Source organism: Acidobacterium sp. FHG110202_01, assembly GCF_059115305.1.
Genome location: NZ_JBZYWJ010000003.1, coordinates 419,025 through 432,987 on the forward strand (window position 1 = coordinate 419,025; position 13,963 = coordinate 432,987).

Sequence of the window (13,963 nt, forward strand, 5' to 3'; positions counted from 1 at the left end):
CTCAATAGCTGCGATTGTGTGCGAAACAACCGCTATCTCACCTCCGCGAGCCTCAACCTGAACAGAATCGCCGGATCAAGATACGCACCCTCCCAGCGCACCGCGAAATGCAGGTGCGGCCCGGTGGCGCGCCCGGTGGCTCCGCTCAACCCAAGCAGCTGATGCATCTCGACCCTGTCGCCCTCCTTCACGGCAATCTTTGACAGATGCATATAAATGGTCATGAACTGCTGCCCATGATCGATCACCACGCAATTCCCCTCATAAAAAAGGCTGCGTGCCAGAATCACCCTTCCGGCATTCGCCGCATGGACCGGAGTTCCGGATGCCGCACGGAAATCCATCCCACGATGTACACTGGCCAGCTTGCCGTTAAAGACGCGCCGCGTGCCAAAGGAATCGGTTGCCGGCGAATTTACCGGGAGAGCGAAGTCCCCGCGCCACAGCGGCAGCACAGCGCTCTGCGAAAAGGTCTCGTCCTTGATCGCCTTGTCCTCAGCGATTCTCTTGAGCGTGGCTGCGTCAGGCGAAACGAAGTTTTCCGGGACATGCAGTTCCACCTGACGATAGTGCGCAGGTTCGACGCTGATCTCACGCGTGGCTTCTGCCTTCCGGCCATCGGCAAAGGTTGCGTGCAGCGTGAGCGTATAGGCACCGGGAGCGGTCTCCACATCCGCGCCCGCCAGCGCATGCCATACGGTTTTGTTGTTTGCAGGAAAGAACTCAACCTTATGGCCAAACCATTCGCCTTCCAAAGTCGCCGGGGCACTCTCGAACTCAACGGTAAACAAACATGGTGAGCCGCTGGCAAGCGATGCCGGTGTCCAACTGATGCGCTGGAAGACAGAATCCCCCTGCGCCAGCCCAAAAACAGGCAGCCAGAACACGGCAATCCAAAGTAAGGCGCGACTAAGACAAATCAACATGCCTCCACAATACCCTGCTTATACAGCTGTTTTCTGGCGACAACAGACCATGGGGTAATTGCTAAGCATCTTCAGCAAGAAAGAGCAGGAGGGTTTTACTCCTGCTCTTTCTTGCTGGTACGCCCGTCCGGCAAGGACCGCTGTCCGCGCAGGACCCGCCGGAGGCATGAGTAATGGTTAGAATGGATGCATGTCCGACCGCATGTCTTTGCCGCTTTCGCAGGCCGATCCCGAAATCGCCGCCGCCGTTGAGCATGAGCTTCGCCGCCAGCACGAGGGGCTTGAGATGATCGCCTCAGAAAACTTCGTGAGCGAAGCCGTTCTCGAGGCCGCAGGCACCATCTTCACCAACAAGTATGCGGAGGGCTATCCGGGCCGCCGCTACTATGGCGGATGCGAGTTCACCGACATCGTCGAGAACCTGGCACGCGAGCGCGTGAAGCAGCTCTTCGGCGCGGAGCATGCAAATGTGCAGCCGCACTCGGGCTCTCAGGCCAATGCTGCGGCCTATATGTCGGTGCTCAACCCGGGCGATACGATTCTCGGCCTCGATCTCGCGCACGGCGGACACCTTACCCACGGCCACAAGCTAAATTTCTCCGGCAAGCTCTATAAGGTCGTCTCCTATGGAGTACGTAACGATACCGAAGTCATCGACTACGACGAGCTTGAAGAAATTGCCGAGCGCGAGAAACCCAAGGTCATCATTGGCGGAGGCAGTGCCTACCCGCGCATCTTCGATTTCGCGCGCATGCGCCAGATCGCGGATAAAGCCGGTGCGCTGCTCATTGTCGACATGGCGCATTTCGCCGGCCTCGTTGCCGGAGGAGCGCATCCTTCACCTGTCCCTCACGCGCACATCGTCACCAGCACCACGCATAAGACGCTGCGCGGACCGCGTTCAGGCCTGATCCTGTCGCAGCAGCAGTTTGCCGCAGCCATCGACAAGTCCGTCTTCCCCGGCCAGCAGGGAGGGCCGCTGGTTCACGTCATTGCAGCCAAGGCTGTCGCCTTCAATGAAGCACTGCAGCCTGAATTCAAGCAGTACGCCAAACAGATCGTCGCCAATGCCCGCGTTCTGGCAGAAGCGCTGCAGGCAGAAGGCTTCCGCATCATCTCCGGTGGAACAGACACGCACCTCATGCTGGTCGATGTCTTCGCCAAAGGCATGCTGGGCAGCGAAGCAGAAACTGCTCTGGGCGAAGCCGGCATCACTGTCAACAAAAACGCGATTCCCTACGACACCAACCCGCCGCTCAAGCCGTCAGGCATCCGCATCGGAACGCCGGCCCTCACCACGCGCGGCATGAAGGAATCCGAAATGCGCACCATCGCCAGGTGGATTACGGAAGCGCTCAACGAACGCAACAATCCCCAGGCACTCAAACGCATTCGCGAACAAGTGCTGGAGCTCGCCGAGCAATTCCCGCTCTACAGCTGGCTGCGTCAGCCTGCGGTCGCCGCGTAAGAGCCTGCGAAATATGCCTCCGGCGGCCGCTACGCGCGGAGCGGTCCTTGCCGGACGGGCGTACCAGGAAAAAGGGCGGGAGATTTTCTCCCGCCCTTTTTCCTGAATGCTCTCGGTTATCACCCATCTCGCTGTCATCCTGAGCGCAGCGAAGGATCTGCTTTTCGTAGGTCGCCGCACAAAAAGTGTAAGAAAAGCATGATCTCTTCCGAACCAAATAAGCAAGCGACTAACGGGAGCGGGGGAAATCCGAGACACATTCATCCGGGCAAGAATGGCGCGCAAAAGCGCGCATCCGCCTGGACGGCCAGTCCTTACGCAGTTACCAGCGACGGCGCTGGTACAACAACCTTCTTTACTTTCACCTTCTCCGGAACAACCGTTACCAGCTTCCACGCCGAGCGGTCTTTGAGCAGCCTGGCTACAAGCGCAGTGTGCATGGCATGTCCGGCGCGCTCAGCAACTACGCGGCCCAGAATCTGCCGACCAGCCAGCGCAAGATCGCCAATCAGGTCGAGCACCTTGTGCCGCACAAATTCATCATCGAAGCGTAGCGGCCCATTCACCACGCCGCGCCGGGTAAGAATGATCGCGCTTGATTCAGATACTCCGCGAATCAGCCCCATGTTGCGCAGCGTCTGCTCGTCTTCCTTGAAACCAAATGTACGTGCCGGAGCAATCTCGCGCCCATAGCCGCCCGAAGCCAGATCGACAATGTATGCCTGTTTGCCGATAGGAGAGGGGAAATCGATGTGGTAGGAAACGCTGTATCCTTCGCCCGGATATACGCCGATAAACTTGTCGCCGTCGCGGACCTCGACATTCTTTAGAATCCGCATATACTCGCGCTTTCGCCGCTGCATTTTCACGCCCACCTGCTCAAAGGCTTCGACATAGGGCAGCGCGCTGCCATCGAGAATCGGCAGCTCCAGGTTATCGAGCTCGACGATGACGTTATCGATGCCCCTGCCGATAAGCGCCGACAGCAGGTGTTCCGTCGTAGAGATGAGAACGCTCTGCCGCATCAGGCTGGTGGCATAGCTTACCTTTGCCACGTTGCGGCTGGTCGCGGAAATCTCAAAATTATCGAGATCAGTCCGTCGAAAAACGATGCCGGAACCGGCAGGCGCAGGCAGCAAACGCATCTGGACAGGCGCACCGCTGTGCAGGCCAATACCAGAAAACTCAATCGGCGATGCAATCGTCTGTTCCAAGTGCAACAATGGATCGGGCAAAAAAATTACTCCACTTCTTAGCATTTTCTTTGGCTAACGACATAGACTACAGCTCCGGAATTAAGTTTCACTGTTGTATATTTGCCACACCGTAGTGGCAGAATCGCATCGGATACAAAAAGGTACATGGTCAGTAAATGATTGAACAGAAAAGTAGTTACCAGGCGGATACCTTCCTGGACTCCGCCCTGCACCATCAACATGGCACTCTCGATTTGCTCCGCTCCATGGTCGAAATCGAGTCCCCCAGCGATAACAAAGCTGCGGTCGATCAGTGTGTTTCTTTTGTGGCCGAACATGCCAGATCGCTCGGCGGTCGCATTCGCATGTACCGGCAGAAGGAATTTGGCGATCTGCTCGAGGTCCGCTTCGGCCCCATGAAGAGCACAAAAAAACCTGCCCTTCTGCTCGGTCACCTTGATACGGTCTGGTCTCTCGGAACACTACAGAGTATGCCCTTCCGCGTTACTAAAGGACGCGTTTGGGGTCCGGGCGTTCTGGACATGAAGGCAGGAGTGGCCATGGCATTAACAGCCATCGCCATTCTGAAAGAGCAAGGCAGATTAAAGCGCCCGGTTGTGATGCTGCTCAACAGCGATGAAGAGGTTGGCAGCATCGCATCGCGTCCGGTGACAGAGAAGCTAGCCCGTCAATGCGAGGCAGTGTACGTTCTCGAACCGGCGCAGGGTTTGGAAGGCGCGTACAAGACCGCGCGCAAGGGAATCGGCAACTACCTGGTTCGCGTGAAAGGAATCGCGGCGCATAGCGGCGTCGATTTCGAGCGCGGACACAGCGCCATCGCCGAACTTGCACGGCAGGTCGAACGCATCACAGGTTTCACCGAATTAGACCGTGGAATCACCGTGAATGTTGGAACCATTCATGGTGGAACTCGATCTAACGTGATAGCAGCCGAGGCCCAGGCGGAGGTTGACGTTCGCATTGCAAGGGCCAAAGATGAGGCGCGCATCGAGAAACGTTTTCGTTCGCTGCGCGTCTTTGATAACAAATGCAGTCTGCACGTTGATGGCGGACTGAATCGTCCTCCCATGGAGCGCACTCGCGGCACAGTCGCGCTCTATAAGCGGGCAGCAGCCCACGCTCGCGCGCTCGGGTTCGAGCTCGCAGAAGCAGCCACCGGAGGCGGATCAGACGGCAACTTCACCTCCGCTCTAGGCGTGCCTACGTTGGACGGAATGGGAGCAGTGGGAGAAGGCGCTCATGCAGCGCACGAATCTCTGTTGCTCGAACACCTGGCGCCGCGTATCGCTCTGCTGGCGGCCATGCTGGAATGAGGTCCCATGTTGAAGTTCATCGAATTCGGATTGCTGGCTGTATCGCTGCTCATCATCTTTGGGCTGGTCTCCACATCTCCGCGCAGCCAGCAACCCATCCCTGCCGAAATCGCAGAGGGGACTGAGACGGAAGTCTCTCCCTTGCCCAAGCTTTAATTCTTCAGGTTGTCATCCTGACCCTGAACGGAGTGAAGGGGAAGGATCCATACATAGCATCGAGCGTCACGGCATCCGGCAGCTTTCAGCCACATCCACGGGTGCCTCAGAGCCTGCCCTGAGCGGAGCCGAAGGGGTCGCGAATCGGGGTCCCAACACGCGCGATTTTCGCGTGCTGGGGTGAGAAGCTAACCTGGGTCCCCATTGCGCGCAGTTCGTGCAATGGGGCGGGAAGAAAGGAATGGGAAAACCACAAACTCAACCACCAACCTCACACCCTTTCGCGCGATCCAGCAGCAGCTTACGTTCACGCTCATTTCGAGTCATCTCGGCGGCGCGTTCAAATTCCCGCTGTGCTTCAGAAAAACGCCCCAGCTTAAACAGCAGATCGCCGCGCACACTCGGCAGCAGATGATAGTTTTTGAGTGACGGTTCCGAAGTAAGCCCATCAACGATAGCGAGACCATCCGCCGGCCCCGAGTCCATCGCAACAGCAACTGCGCGGTTCAGCTCCACCACCGGCGAAGGCATTACTCGTGCAAGTTCTGCATAAAGAGCCGCGATCTGCGCCCAGTCCGTGTCTTCCGCGCGACGCGCGCGCGCATGGCAGGCAGCAATCTCAGCCTGCAGGACGTAAGGTCCGCGCGCCCCGCCCAAAGCCTCGGCTCGTGCGAGCGCAGCCAGGCCCCGATGGATGAGCAGCTGGTCCCAGCGCGAGCGGTCCTGATCCAGCAGAAGAATGGGCTCACCTCCCGGGTCGATGCGCGCAGCCGAGCGCGATGCCTGGATCTCCATCAGCGCCACCAGCCCATGCGCCTCCGGTTCCCTGGGCATCAGCTCGGCGACGATGCGTCCCAGCCGCAGCGCCTCTTCGCACAGAGAAGGACGCATCCAGTCATCTCCTGCTGTCGCTGTGTAGCCTTCATTAAAGATGAGGTAGATGACACCCAGCACCGACGAGACACGCGAAGCCAGCTCTGCTCCCCGCGGCACTTCAAACGGAACACGCGCATCTGCCAGCGTCTTTTTGGCGCGCACAATGCGCTGCGCCAGCGTAGCTTCAGGAATGAGAAACGAACGCGCAATCTCAGGAGTGGTCAACCCGCCAAGCATGCGCAGCGTGAGCGCGACACGCGCCTCAGTCGTAAGCACCGGATGGCATGCGGTAAAGATGAGCCGCAGCAGATCATCGCCGATCTCGTCATCCATCGCATCGAAATCGGGCATGGCGCTCATCTGTTTTATCTCGAGTTCGCGTCCCAGCTCTTCATGCTTGCGCTCACGCAGCTGGTGGCTGCGGAAGTAATCGATAGCGCGGCGTTTGGCCGTGGTCATGAGCCACGCGCCCGGCTTGTCCGGAATACCAGCCTCCGGCCATTGCTCGAGCGCGGCAACCAGCGCCTCCTGCGCCAGGTCTTCAGCAAGACCCACATCGCGCGTAATGCGCGCCAGCCCGCCGATAAGTTTCGCCGACTCCATTCGCCAGACAGCTTCAATGGCGCGGTGTGTATCGGTAGCCATCACAGCTACCGATCACATCATGTTTTCAAGACTGAGTTCAAGCTGAAGCGGAACTGCCCTCTCGAAGTTCGGGCGGAAAGTCCGTCGGTTCAAAAACCTGGCGGAGTTCAAGCACTCCGCCTTCAGGCAGAGGACAGCGGCCGGCCCAGTCCAGCGCCTCCTCTTTCGACTTCACCTGAATAATCCAGAAGCCCGCGATGACTTCCTTGGCCTCGCTGAAAGGGCCGTCCGTCACAATGCGCTTGCCGCCGGAGACGCGGATACGCGTTCCTTTAGAAGTCGGATGAAGCCCTTCTTCGGAAAGCAGAATACCCGCCTTCCTCATTTCCGCGTCGTATTTCCGCATAGGTTCAACGAATTCCTTCTTCGGCGGAAAGGCCTTCTCCAGGCCCTCAGGCGGAGCTGGCAATAACATCATGAACCGCACCACGAATCTCCTTTCCGAATCTTGCTCTGCGAAACCTCTGTGTACTCCGTGTTCTCTGTGGTGAGAACTTTCTTCACGTATCGGGCTCTTAGCGTATTGGCGGTAAATTTTAGCCCTGCAGAACCTCGCGAATCTCGTACTCCGCCTCCACATCGCCGCGCAGAGTGGGGCAACGCTTGATCCAGGCAATCGCTTCTTCCCTGGAGCTGACCTCGATCATGGTGACTCCGGCGATCAGCTCCTTGGCTTCGGAAAACGGTCCATCGGTGACTGTGAATTTGCCTTCGGAAAGATTCACACGCGTGCCTTTCGCACTCGGCTTCAGGCGCTCCACTGCCACCAGAACGCCCGCCTTCCTCATCTCTTCGTCATACTGTCTCATAGCTTCGAAGAGCTCCGGGCTGGCCGGCGTATCCGATTCCATCGTCGCGTCCGACTTCCGCAGAATCACGAACCGCATTGTGCAACCTCCATTGCTAACGTCGCAATGGAATGATTGCACACAACCGCTCTAGCTGACCGTATTCGTATTCACCATCCAGGAAATGCCGAACCGGTCCGTGAGCATTCCAAAAGCCGGCGACCAGAAGGTTTTCTGCAGCGGCATGGACACAGTTCCTTTTTCTGACAATGCCTTGAATACGCGCTCCGCTTCCGCCGCGTCCTTTACCGAGACGGAAACAGAAAACCCCTGCGGCGTCTTGTAATATTGCGGCGGCGCATCGGAGCCCAGCAGACGCCTGTCTCCAACCTGCAATGAGATGTGCATGACCTTGTCGCGCCATTCCGGCCCTACCTGATCCGCCATGGGCGACTCGCCATGTGTCATTTTGAATTCAATCTTGCCGCTGAAACACTGCTCATAAAGCTTGAATGCTTCTTCACAATTTCCGCTGAAATTCAAATATGGATCTATCTGCATGGTCCTCTCCTTGACCTGAATTCTTGCCATTGGGTTAGTTTTTGAAGGGGCGCGGCTTCAGCCGTGCCGTAAAGCCAACCATGAAAAGGGCTTTAGCCCCTGAGGGGAAGCTCTCTCAAACCCGACCTGCCAAATTTTCTACTGTTCCACCTGTTATTTAGCTGCCGTTGTTTCTTTTGGAATGTCAACGCAAGTCTCAAATGCGTCCGGATCATACAGCTGGCGAATCTCCGTTTCGCCATCGCCGGCAATGCTGAGAAATGTCTTTGTCCGCTCGATGATTTCCGCCTTGGAGCTCGCTTGAATGATCGCGAATCCTCCAATCAGCTCTTTGGCTTCGCTAAACGGGCCGTCTGTCACAGTCACATTGCCATTCGACTGCCGGACCCGCGCGCCCTTCTCGCTTGGCATGCAGCCTTCGGTAGCCAGCAGCCAGCCTGATTGAAACCCATCTTCAATCAGCTTGCCCATTCGGTTCATTTCTTCCTGAGCAGGAGGAGCGCCCTCCTGCTTCGCCGGCTTATAGATACATAGAAATCTCATGGTTCATCTCCATCTGTGTAATGAGGAATTTATGTTTCAGGCCTCTCCGTGCTGCCCGATCTGCGCTTTCATCTCAGAAAATCCTTGCGCCGCCTTTTTTACCTCTTCAGGAAAATCCGCCATCTCCTGCACCTGGCGAATCTCAATGACTTCGTTATCCGATCCGGGGCAGCGCTTTGCCCACTCAATTGCCTCTTCTCTGGACTTGGCCTGAATCATCCAGTAGCCGCCAAGCACTTCTTTGGCTTCAGGAAAAGGCCCGTCCGTGACCGCAGGCTTTCCTCCGGCAAATGAAACGCGCGCGCCCATCGACGGCGGATGCAGCCCATCGAGCGCCAGCAGCACTCCCGCCTTTTGCAGGGATTCGTTGTACTTCATCATCGCCTCCACCGCCTTTGGATCAGGCAGCGTACCCGGTGTGGCGCTTTCATATCCTTTCGGAATCATCAGCATCATGAATCGCATTGCGAATCTCTCCTTCTATCAACGCGTCGAACGGCTCGGACTGAAATCGACAGTCGCCAATTTATTTTTTTGCTGTCAGCTGTTCACGTAGACGCTCTTCCTGTTCTTTGAGCTCAGGCGTCAACGCATCGCCCAAGTCTTCCATCTCATAGATCGGACGTATTTCAACGTCGGACGCTTCGTCTGTAGACGGGCAGGGGCACCGCTTCAGCCACTCGACCGCCTCATCCATTGACTTCACGCGCCATATCCAATAGCCGGCAATCAGTTCCTTCGTTTCCGCAAAAGGCCCATCGATGACCGTACGTTCCGCACCGGAAAACCGGATGCGTTTGCCCTTTGAGCTGGGCTGCAAGCCCTCGGCCGCAAGCATTATTCCGGCCTGCACGAGCTCCTCGTTAAATTTGCCCATTTCCTCAAACAGCTTGCTGTCAGGCAGCACGCCCGTCTCTGATTTCTTGTTCGCTTTCACGATGACCATGACTCGCATTTCAGATCTCTCCTTTTCGCGGACATTCCCTTGTATCCCACGCTCTGTCTGTACGTCGAACGCCACAGGGCAGAATCGACACGCTCTACATCTTTTTTCGAAGGGTTTTTATCGAGCACTGCCGCCAGCGCACTCAGAAACGGTCCGCTGCTCTCAGATGGCAGCTTCGCGTCAGTGCGAAACACCACCAGGCAGATTCCCGCAAACACTATGGCAATGATCTCCAGCATTCCCAAACCCCCTCTCTATTCACACGTCGAAGGAGACCCGGCCAGATCGACAAAGCCCACTAAAATTTCTGCGCTAAGCACGGAAAACAAAAGGCGCCCCAAAAGGCGCCTTTTGTGTCCTTGCTTTTCATGATCTACCAGAGGAAAGGAAACCAGTGCGGCTGCGGGACATATACAGAACCACTCAGATCTGCATCGGTAAAACCAAAGACGAAGAACTCATTTGGATTCGTATTCGGTCCGCTGTAATCCTGCAGGAAGTCATTATCATTGGCAACCCAGACCGTATGAACCTTGCGGCCTTTGTAGACCACGTCCGGCCCGAAGCTGACACCCTCAATTTTTGCTGGAATCTGATCAGCCGTGATGCCGTTTGCCGTCAGGCTCTGCACGATGTCGAGAAAGAGCGTCTTGTCCACAGCATGAGACGCCGCCTGCGTGCCATTCATGCCGCTGACATCGACGGCATTCTTCAGGTCAATTTTGAAAAGCTGCTTCACCTTGGCCTTGCTGCCGTCGCCCAGTCCCTTGCCATCGCGCTCATCGACGATGAATTCATGATTATTGAGCGCCGTAATCTCGCTCACGCCTGAGCCGGTGGTCAACAGATAGGCATACTGGTGCGTTGTTTTGCCGGAGAAAATATCGATAGTCACAATGCGCAGCATGTTGGCCGCTGCTCCGCCTTCGGACGCATCCTGGATCAGCGAATTTTGCATGATACCCACCAGCGTCCGCCCGTCAGGAGTGATAGCCAGTCCCTCCATGCCTTTATTGGGTACTCTTCCCGAGGTGTTGGCGGCAGTTTCGCCATCGCCGGTCGGTTTTGGATTGGCGACAAAAAATTCATTCGGCAGCCGGAAGGTGCGGATGCGCTCGCCGTTAAAGCTGAGGAACTGGTATACGTAAGGGCCGTATTCATCCGAGATGAAGACCGACAACCCATCGCTCGATACGCGGATGCTCTCCGGGTCGAGCCGCGAGTCGAAAGCATCTCCCGAGTTGTGGTCCGGATCGAAGCCGTCCGAGCGTCCCGAAAAATAGTGCTTGAATGGCGTATTCACCGGCGGTTTGCCCGAACCGATATTCAGTCCCTCGCCAGTGCCATAGACCAGTGGTTGTCCTGAATAAAGCAAGGTCGTCTCACGCAGCTCAGGCGTAAGTGTGAACGGCAGGCTGGAGCCCTTGCTGGGTGTCAGCTTCATCGTGACGGTATGAAACCTGGGAATATAGGTCACCGTATCGTCCACCAGCGAGTTGAAGCTGACAGCGTTCGGCCCGCGATCCGGAAGCGCAAGAAACGTGTCGCCGCCCGTATAGGTGATGCTCGACCCCAGGCCTCCGAGCAGGTTGGCGGCAACTCCATTCTCAAGCGTGTTGTTCAATCCGGACAGGTCCTTGTACTGGCCGGCTTTCGAACCAGTCAAAGTGCCTTTGGCCAGCAAAGTCACCTGGGCATGCAGTGCAGTGCATGCCATCGCAAGCAACGCAATAGATAGTGTTTTTTTCACGGAATTCTCCTGAATAGACATTGCAAAAACCAGGAGAAATTCTATGCAGACTTAACGGCTGAAACGTAAATGTTCGGTCAATTTCCACGGAAGGTACAAACGGTTTTTACCGGATCACCTGCAACGCAGACCGGAACAGTTCATCGAAGCTCTCACCAGCAGCCTTGTCCTTAGCGACCGCCGTCTCAATCGCCTTCTGCGCTGCGGGCCTCTGATAGCCCAGGTTCACGAGTGCTGACAACACATCGTCAGCCGCAGGGGCCGACGTCGTCACCACCGGAGCAGCTGCCATATCTTCGAGCTTGTCTTTCAGCTCGACTACCAGCCGTTCGGCCAGCTTCTTTCCAACACCAGGAATCCGCGTCAGCGAAGCATGGTCCTGCCCGCGAATCGCAGTCACCGTCCGCTCCGGGCTCAGCCCGCTCAGAATCGTCACTGCCAGCTTCGGCCCAACTCCGGAGACAGTGATCAGCCGCTCAAACAGCCTCTTCTCATTGAGATCAAGAAAACCAAAGAGCGCCAGGATGTCTTCACGCACCTGCGTATGGATGTGCAGCGAAACTTCAGTTCCTTCCGCAGGCAGCGCCGTAAAGGTAGGAATGCTGATGGTGACCTCGTAGCCCACACCTCCGGCATCGACAATCGCCCGCCCCGGCGTTTTCAGAAAAAGACGTCCCCGCAAATGCGCAATCATGCCGCGATTGTAAATAGTACAGCGGGCAGTTGCTCTGCGTACTCTGTGCTCTCTGTGGTGAAAATCCTCTGCGGGCCTCAGCGCAAACTCAGCGTCCTCTGCGGTTCAGCTTTGAGAAGCTAAGAACGCCGCCGATACCTGATTTCAAAATCATACCCAGAATTCGGAGGAAACAGCTCCGCAACATGCCGCAGCCGCTCCGCTAGCGCCGGAGCAGCGAGCAGCGGATACTCGCGCTCGCGCAGATCCCCGTAGTCAAAATCAATCGTCAGCGAAAGCAGATAAATGGCAATCGCATCTGAGAAGGCTGCATCGAAAAAATTGTTTTTCGCCTTCTCATCAATCAGTCCACGCTCCGTAGCGTGGCGGCGGTTCTCGAAGGCATCCTGGCTGGTTTCGCCGCGCGCATCCGCCTGCGCCTGCGACCAGGCAAGCTTCGAGAAACTCTCAGGAACGCCAGCCGCTTCCACAAAGTGGTGGCCTGCGTTGATAAAAAACTCAAAGGCCAGCGCGAAGCGGTCCTGCATAAGCCGCGTGGAGATGAAGATGCACTCCGAATTGCCGAAGCGAACATTGCGATGACAGATGGCTCGGTCACTGAAGTCGATCGTGTATCCGGGAGCGACCAGCGTCTCCTCATTTTCACTGATGGTAAGCGGGACGAAATAGTATGCGCGACGGCGCAGCGCAGTTGCGATGCTCGCCGGCACCGCCTGCACCACGCGCTCCAGGTCCTGCGGAGTCAGGTGCGTATCGCCGAACTGCGCATAACAGATGCCATTCTGCGCCTGCAGCACCTGCGCTTCCTGCGCTACTTTCTGAGCAGGCAACAACTCTATCTGGGCGGCTTCAGCCATAAACTTGTATTCTAGCCTGTTATGGTTGCCTCTTCGAACCAGGGCAGGATCTTCGGCATTCCCTTAGGTGATTTCGGCCTCTTTGCCAGCCTGCTCATGTCCTTTTCTCTGGGGTTTGCCGCCTTTTTCGCCACCAGCTTCCTCGCGATCGTGGGAATCCTCATCTACAACACCGCCGGCCATCAGGTGAATTATGCTGACAGCTACCGCTACATCGCGCTGCCCGTCGGACTCATCGTGCTGGCTGTCAGTCTCATCACCTTCATCGGCCTGTGGCTGCGACGCAGATTGAGCGGAAACTGAATTATGGCTGTCATTTCTATTTCGCATGAAGCTCTTGCATCGAGCTCCCCCAAGCAGACGCATCAATGGTGCGCGCAGCTGGAAGCAGGAGATATCCTCTACTTCCCGCACACGCCCATTGACATCCCCCAAAATGACATCGAGTTTCTGCTCGGGCAGCAGCAAACCGACAGCTCTCTGCACAAAAACATCGCCTACAAACCGAACATCGACAAGCTGAGCGGCGTTGATACAAAAACCGCAGATGCTCATGCCGTCGCACGTCTGCAGAACACCATGCGCCAATATTCAAAGAGCGTGACGGAATTCCTCACCGGATTCCTCGCGCCCTACAAAGCCAACTGGCAGCTTGACTACGCCAGCTTCCGCCCGCAGGAAGAAGAGGGCCGCGACCTGCCGCTGCGCCGCCGCAATGATCTTCTGCACACTGACGCCTTTCCTACGCGCCCTACCTATGGCGCGCGCATTCTGCGCTTCTTCAACAATATTCATCCCACGAGAACGCGCGATTGGGTGGTCAGCGATCCTTTTGCCAAGGTCGTGAAGCAGTTTGTTCCTGCCGAGATTGCTCCGCAGGTAGATAACACCTTCAGCCGTGCAGCGAAATCCGTGGGCCGTGGCATTGGATTAGCCGCAGCCATCCCGTCCATTAAGCGCTCGCCCTATGACGACTTCATGATGCGCTTCCACAATTTTCTAAAGGAAAATCCGCGCTTCCAGTCCGGCTGCCCGAAGTACAACTTTGAATTCCCGCCAGGCTCAAGCTGGATGGTCTATACCGACACCGTCCCGCACGCCGTCCTCGCCGGCCAATACGCACTAGAGCAGACCTTCCTCGTCCGCCCTGACGCGCTGGTCACACCGGAAACCTCTCCACTCAAAGTGCTGGAATCGATTGCCGGCGCTTCACTGGTGTAAAC

The 13,963-nt window shown here is 56.7% G+C and carries 18 protein-coding genes; 5 read left to right on the forward strand and 13 right to left on the reverse strand.

The genetic code is table 11. The features are described 5' to 3' along the window. Positions 1 to 32: 32 nt before the first annotated feature. Positions 33 to 926, reverse strand: a complete 894-nt coding sequence (locus AC5S16_RS08115; RefSeq protein WP_493929540.1) for a peptidoglycan DD-metalloendopeptidase family protein — start codon at positions 924 to 926, stop codon at positions 33 to 35. 190 nt (positions 927 to 1,116) lie between these two features. On the opposite strand from AC5S16_RS08115, the gene glyA reads away from it, so the two are divergent. Beyond that, complete coding sequence (glyA, locus tag AC5S16_RS08120; protein WP_493929541.1) at positions 1,117 to 2,394, forward strand: serine hydroxymethyltransferase; 1,278 nt, start codon at positions 1,117 to 1,119, stop codon at positions 2,392 to 2,394. A 314-nt stretch (positions 2,395 to 2,708) separates the two neighbouring features. On the opposite strand, the gene lpxC is transcribed toward glyA, so the two are convergent. Then, a complete protein-coding gene (gene lpxC / locus AC5S16_RS08125; protein WP_493929542.1) occupies positions 2,709 to 3,629 on the reverse strand; it encodes a UDP-3-O-acyl-N-acetylglucosamine deacetylase in 921 nt (306 codons plus the stop codon). A gap of 137 nt (positions 3,630 to 3,766) precedes the next feature. Here lpxC and AC5S16_RS08130 point away from each other — a divergent pair, with 137 nt between their 5' ends. Next, entirely contained in the window at positions 3,767 to 4,924 is a 1,158-nt protein-coding gene (locus tag AC5S16_RS08130) for a M20 family metallopeptidase (protein WP_493929543.1), read from the forward strand. Between the two features lie 6 nt (positions 4,925 to 4,930). After that, positions 4,931 to 5,080, forward strand: coding sequence for a hypothetical protein (locus AC5S16_RS08135; RefSeq protein ID WP_493929544.1), 150 nt, complete (start codon positions 4,931 to 4,933; stop codon positions 5,078 to 5,080). A 258-nt stretch (positions 5,081 to 5,338) separates the two neighbouring features. Here AC5S16_RS08135 and AC5S16_RS08140 read toward each other — a convergent pair whose 3' ends face one another. From AC5S16_RS08140 to AC5S16_RS08190, 11 genes are all read right to left on the reverse strand, one after another. Further along, the gene (locus AC5S16_RS08140) at positions 5,339 to 6,601 is read right to left on the reverse strand and encodes an RNA polymerase sigma factor (RefSeq protein ID WP_493929545.1); all 1,263 of its coding nucleotides are present in this window, start codon (positions 6,599 to 6,601) and stop codon (positions 5,339 to 5,341) included. A 37-nt stretch (positions 6,602 to 6,638) separates the two neighbouring features. Beyond that, positions 6,639 to 7,019 (reverse strand): YciI family protein, encoded by a 381-nt coding sequence (locus AC5S16_RS08145; protein WP_493929546.1) that lies wholly within the window; start codon positions 7,017 to 7,019, stop codon positions 6,639 to 6,641. Between the two features lie 118 nt (positions 7,020 to 7,137). Then, positions 7,138 to 7,488: a YciI family protein gene (locus tag AC5S16_RS08150; RefSeq protein ID WP_493929547.1), complete on the reverse strand. Its 351-nt coding sequence runs from the start codon at positions 7,486 to 7,488 to the stop codon at positions 7,138 to 7,140. Positions 7,489 to 7,539: 51 nt separating this feature from the next. Then, positions 7,540 to 7,950 (reverse strand): VOC family protein, encoded by a 411-nt coding sequence (locus tag AC5S16_RS08155; RefSeq protein ID WP_493929548.1) that lies wholly within the window; start codon positions 7,948 to 7,950, stop codon positions 7,540 to 7,542. A 153-nt stretch (positions 7,951 to 8,103) separates the two neighbouring features. Further along, positions 8,104 to 8,493 (reverse strand): YciI family protein, encoded by a 390-nt coding sequence (locus tag AC5S16_RS08160; protein ID WP_493929549.1) that lies wholly within the window; start codon positions 8,491 to 8,493, stop codon positions 8,104 to 8,106. Between the two features lie 36 nt (positions 8,494 to 8,529). Continuing rightward, positions 8,530 to 8,958, reverse strand: a complete 429-nt coding sequence (locus AC5S16_RS08165; protein ID WP_493929550.1) for a YciI family protein — start codon at positions 8,956 to 8,958, stop codon at positions 8,530 to 8,532. 61 nt (positions 8,959 to 9,019) lie between these two features. Beyond that, positions 9,020 to 9,448: a YciI family protein gene (locus AC5S16_RS08170; RefSeq protein WP_493929551.1), complete on the reverse strand. Its 429-nt coding sequence runs from the start codon at positions 9,446 to 9,448 to the stop codon at positions 9,020 to 9,022. Further along, entirely contained in the window at positions 9,427 to 9,678 is a 252-nt protein-coding gene (locus AC5S16_RS08175; protein ID WP_493929552.1) for a hypothetical protein, read from the reverse strand. The genes AC5S16_RS08170 and AC5S16_RS08175 overlap by 22 nt, the downstream gene beginning before the upstream one ends. A gap of 134 nt (positions 9,679 to 9,812) precedes the next feature. Further along, positions 9,813 to 11,189: an esterase-like activity of phytase family protein gene (locus AC5S16_RS08180; protein WP_493929553.1), complete on the reverse strand. Its 1,377-nt coding sequence runs from the start codon at positions 11,187 to 11,189 to the stop codon at positions 9,813 to 9,815. Positions 11,190 to 11,295: 106 nt separating this feature from the next. Beyond that, positions 11,296 to 11,883 carry a Holliday junction branch migration protein RuvA gene (gene ruvA / locus AC5S16_RS08185; RefSeq protein ID WP_493929554.1) on the reverse strand — a complete coding sequence of 196 codons (588 nt, stop codon included), beginning with the start codon at positions 11,881 to 11,883 and terminating at the stop codon, positions 11,296 to 11,298. A 119-nt stretch (positions 11,884 to 12,002) separates the two neighbouring features. Further along, positions 12,003 to 12,740 carry a hypothetical protein gene (locus AC5S16_RS08190; RefSeq protein ID WP_493929555.1) on the reverse strand — a complete coding sequence of 246 codons (738 nt, stop codon included), beginning with the start codon at positions 12,738 to 12,740 and terminating at the stop codon, positions 12,003 to 12,005. A gap of 21 nt (positions 12,741 to 12,761) precedes the next feature. Between AC5S16_RS08190 and AC5S16_RS08195 the strand changes: the two genes are divergently transcribed. Together AC5S16_RS08195 and AC5S16_RS08200 are read left to right on the forward strand one after the other, a co-directional pair. Then, a complete protein-coding gene (locus tag AC5S16_RS08195) occupies positions 12,762 to 13,043 on the forward strand; it encodes a hypothetical protein (RefSeq protein WP_493929556.1) in 282 nt (93 codons plus the stop codon). A 3-nt stretch (positions 13,044 to 13,046) separates the two neighbouring features. Then, the gene (locus AC5S16_RS08200; protein ID WP_493929557.1) at positions 13,047 to 13,961 is read left to right on the forward strand and encodes a Kdo hydroxylase family protein; all 915 of its coding nucleotides are present in this window, start codon (positions 13,047 to 13,049) and stop codon (positions 13,959 to 13,961) included. The last annotated feature ends 2 nt before the right edge of the window (positions 13,962 to 13,963 follow it).

Excerpts from the sequence above, each read along its gene's own strand:
- AC5S16_RS08115 (WP_493929540.1), bottom strand. The coding sequence starts at position 926 with ATGTTGATTTGTCTTAGTCGCGCCTTACTTTGGATTGCCGTGTTCTGG.
- glyA (WP_493929541.1), top strand. The coding sequence starts at position 1,117 with ATGTCCGACCGCATGTCTTTGCCGCTTTCGCAGGCCGATCCCGAAATC.
- AC5S16_RS08130 (WP_493929543.1), top strand. The coding sequence starts at position 3,767 with ATGATTGAACAGAAAAGTAGTTACCAGGCGGATACCTTCCTGGACTCC.
- AC5S16_RS08135 (WP_493929544.1), top strand. The coding sequence starts at position 4,931 with ATGTTGAAGTTCATCGAATTCGGATTGCTGGCTGTATCGCTGCTCATC.
- AC5S16_RS08140 (WP_493929545.1), bottom strand. The coding sequence starts at position 6,601 with ATGGCTACCGATACACACCGCGCCATTGAAGCTGTCTGGCGAATGGAG.
- AC5S16_RS08145 (WP_493929546.1), bottom strand. The coding sequence starts at position 7,019 with ATGATGTTATTGCCAGCTCCGCCTGAGGGCCTGGAGAAGGCCTTTCCG.
- AC5S16_RS08150 (WP_493929547.1), bottom strand. The coding sequence starts at position 7,488 with ATGCGGTTCGTGATTCTGCGGAAGTCGGACGCGACGATGGAATCGGAT.
- AC5S16_RS08155 (WP_493929548.1), bottom strand. The coding sequence starts at position 7,950 with ATGCAGATAGATCCATATTTGAATTTCAGCGGAAATTGTGAAGAAGCA.
- AC5S16_RS08160 (WP_493929549.1), bottom strand. The coding sequence starts at position 8,493 with ATGAGATTTCTATGTATCTATAAGCCGGCGAAGCAGGAGGGCGCTCCT.
- AC5S16_RS08165 (WP_493929550.1), bottom strand. The coding sequence starts at position 8,958 with ATGCGATTCATGATGCTGATGATTCCGAAAGGATATGAAAGCGCCACA.
- AC5S16_RS08170 (WP_493929551.1), bottom strand. The coding sequence starts at position 9,448 with ATGCGAGTCATGGTCATCGTGAAAGCGAACAAGAAATCAGAGACGGGC.
- AC5S16_RS08175 (WP_493929552.1), bottom strand. The coding sequence starts at position 9,678 with ATGCTGGAGATCATTGCCATAGTGTTTGCGGGAATCTGCCTGGTGGTG.
- ruvA (WP_493929554.1), bottom strand. The coding sequence starts at position 11,883 with ATGATTGCGCATTTGCGGGGACGTCTTTTTCTGAAAACGCCGGGGCGG.
- AC5S16_RS08190 (WP_493929555.1), bottom strand. The coding sequence starts at position 12,740 with ATGGCTGAAGCCGCCCAGATAGAGTTGTTGCCTGCTCAGAAAGTAGCG.
- AC5S16_RS08195 (WP_493929556.1), top strand. The coding sequence starts at position 12,762 with ATGGTTGCCTCTTCGAACCAGGGCAGGATCTTCGGCATTCCCTTAGGT.
- AC5S16_RS08200 (WP_493929557.1), top strand. The coding sequence starts at position 13,047 with ATGGCTGTCATTTCTATTTCGCATGAAGCTCTTGCATCGAGCTCCCCC.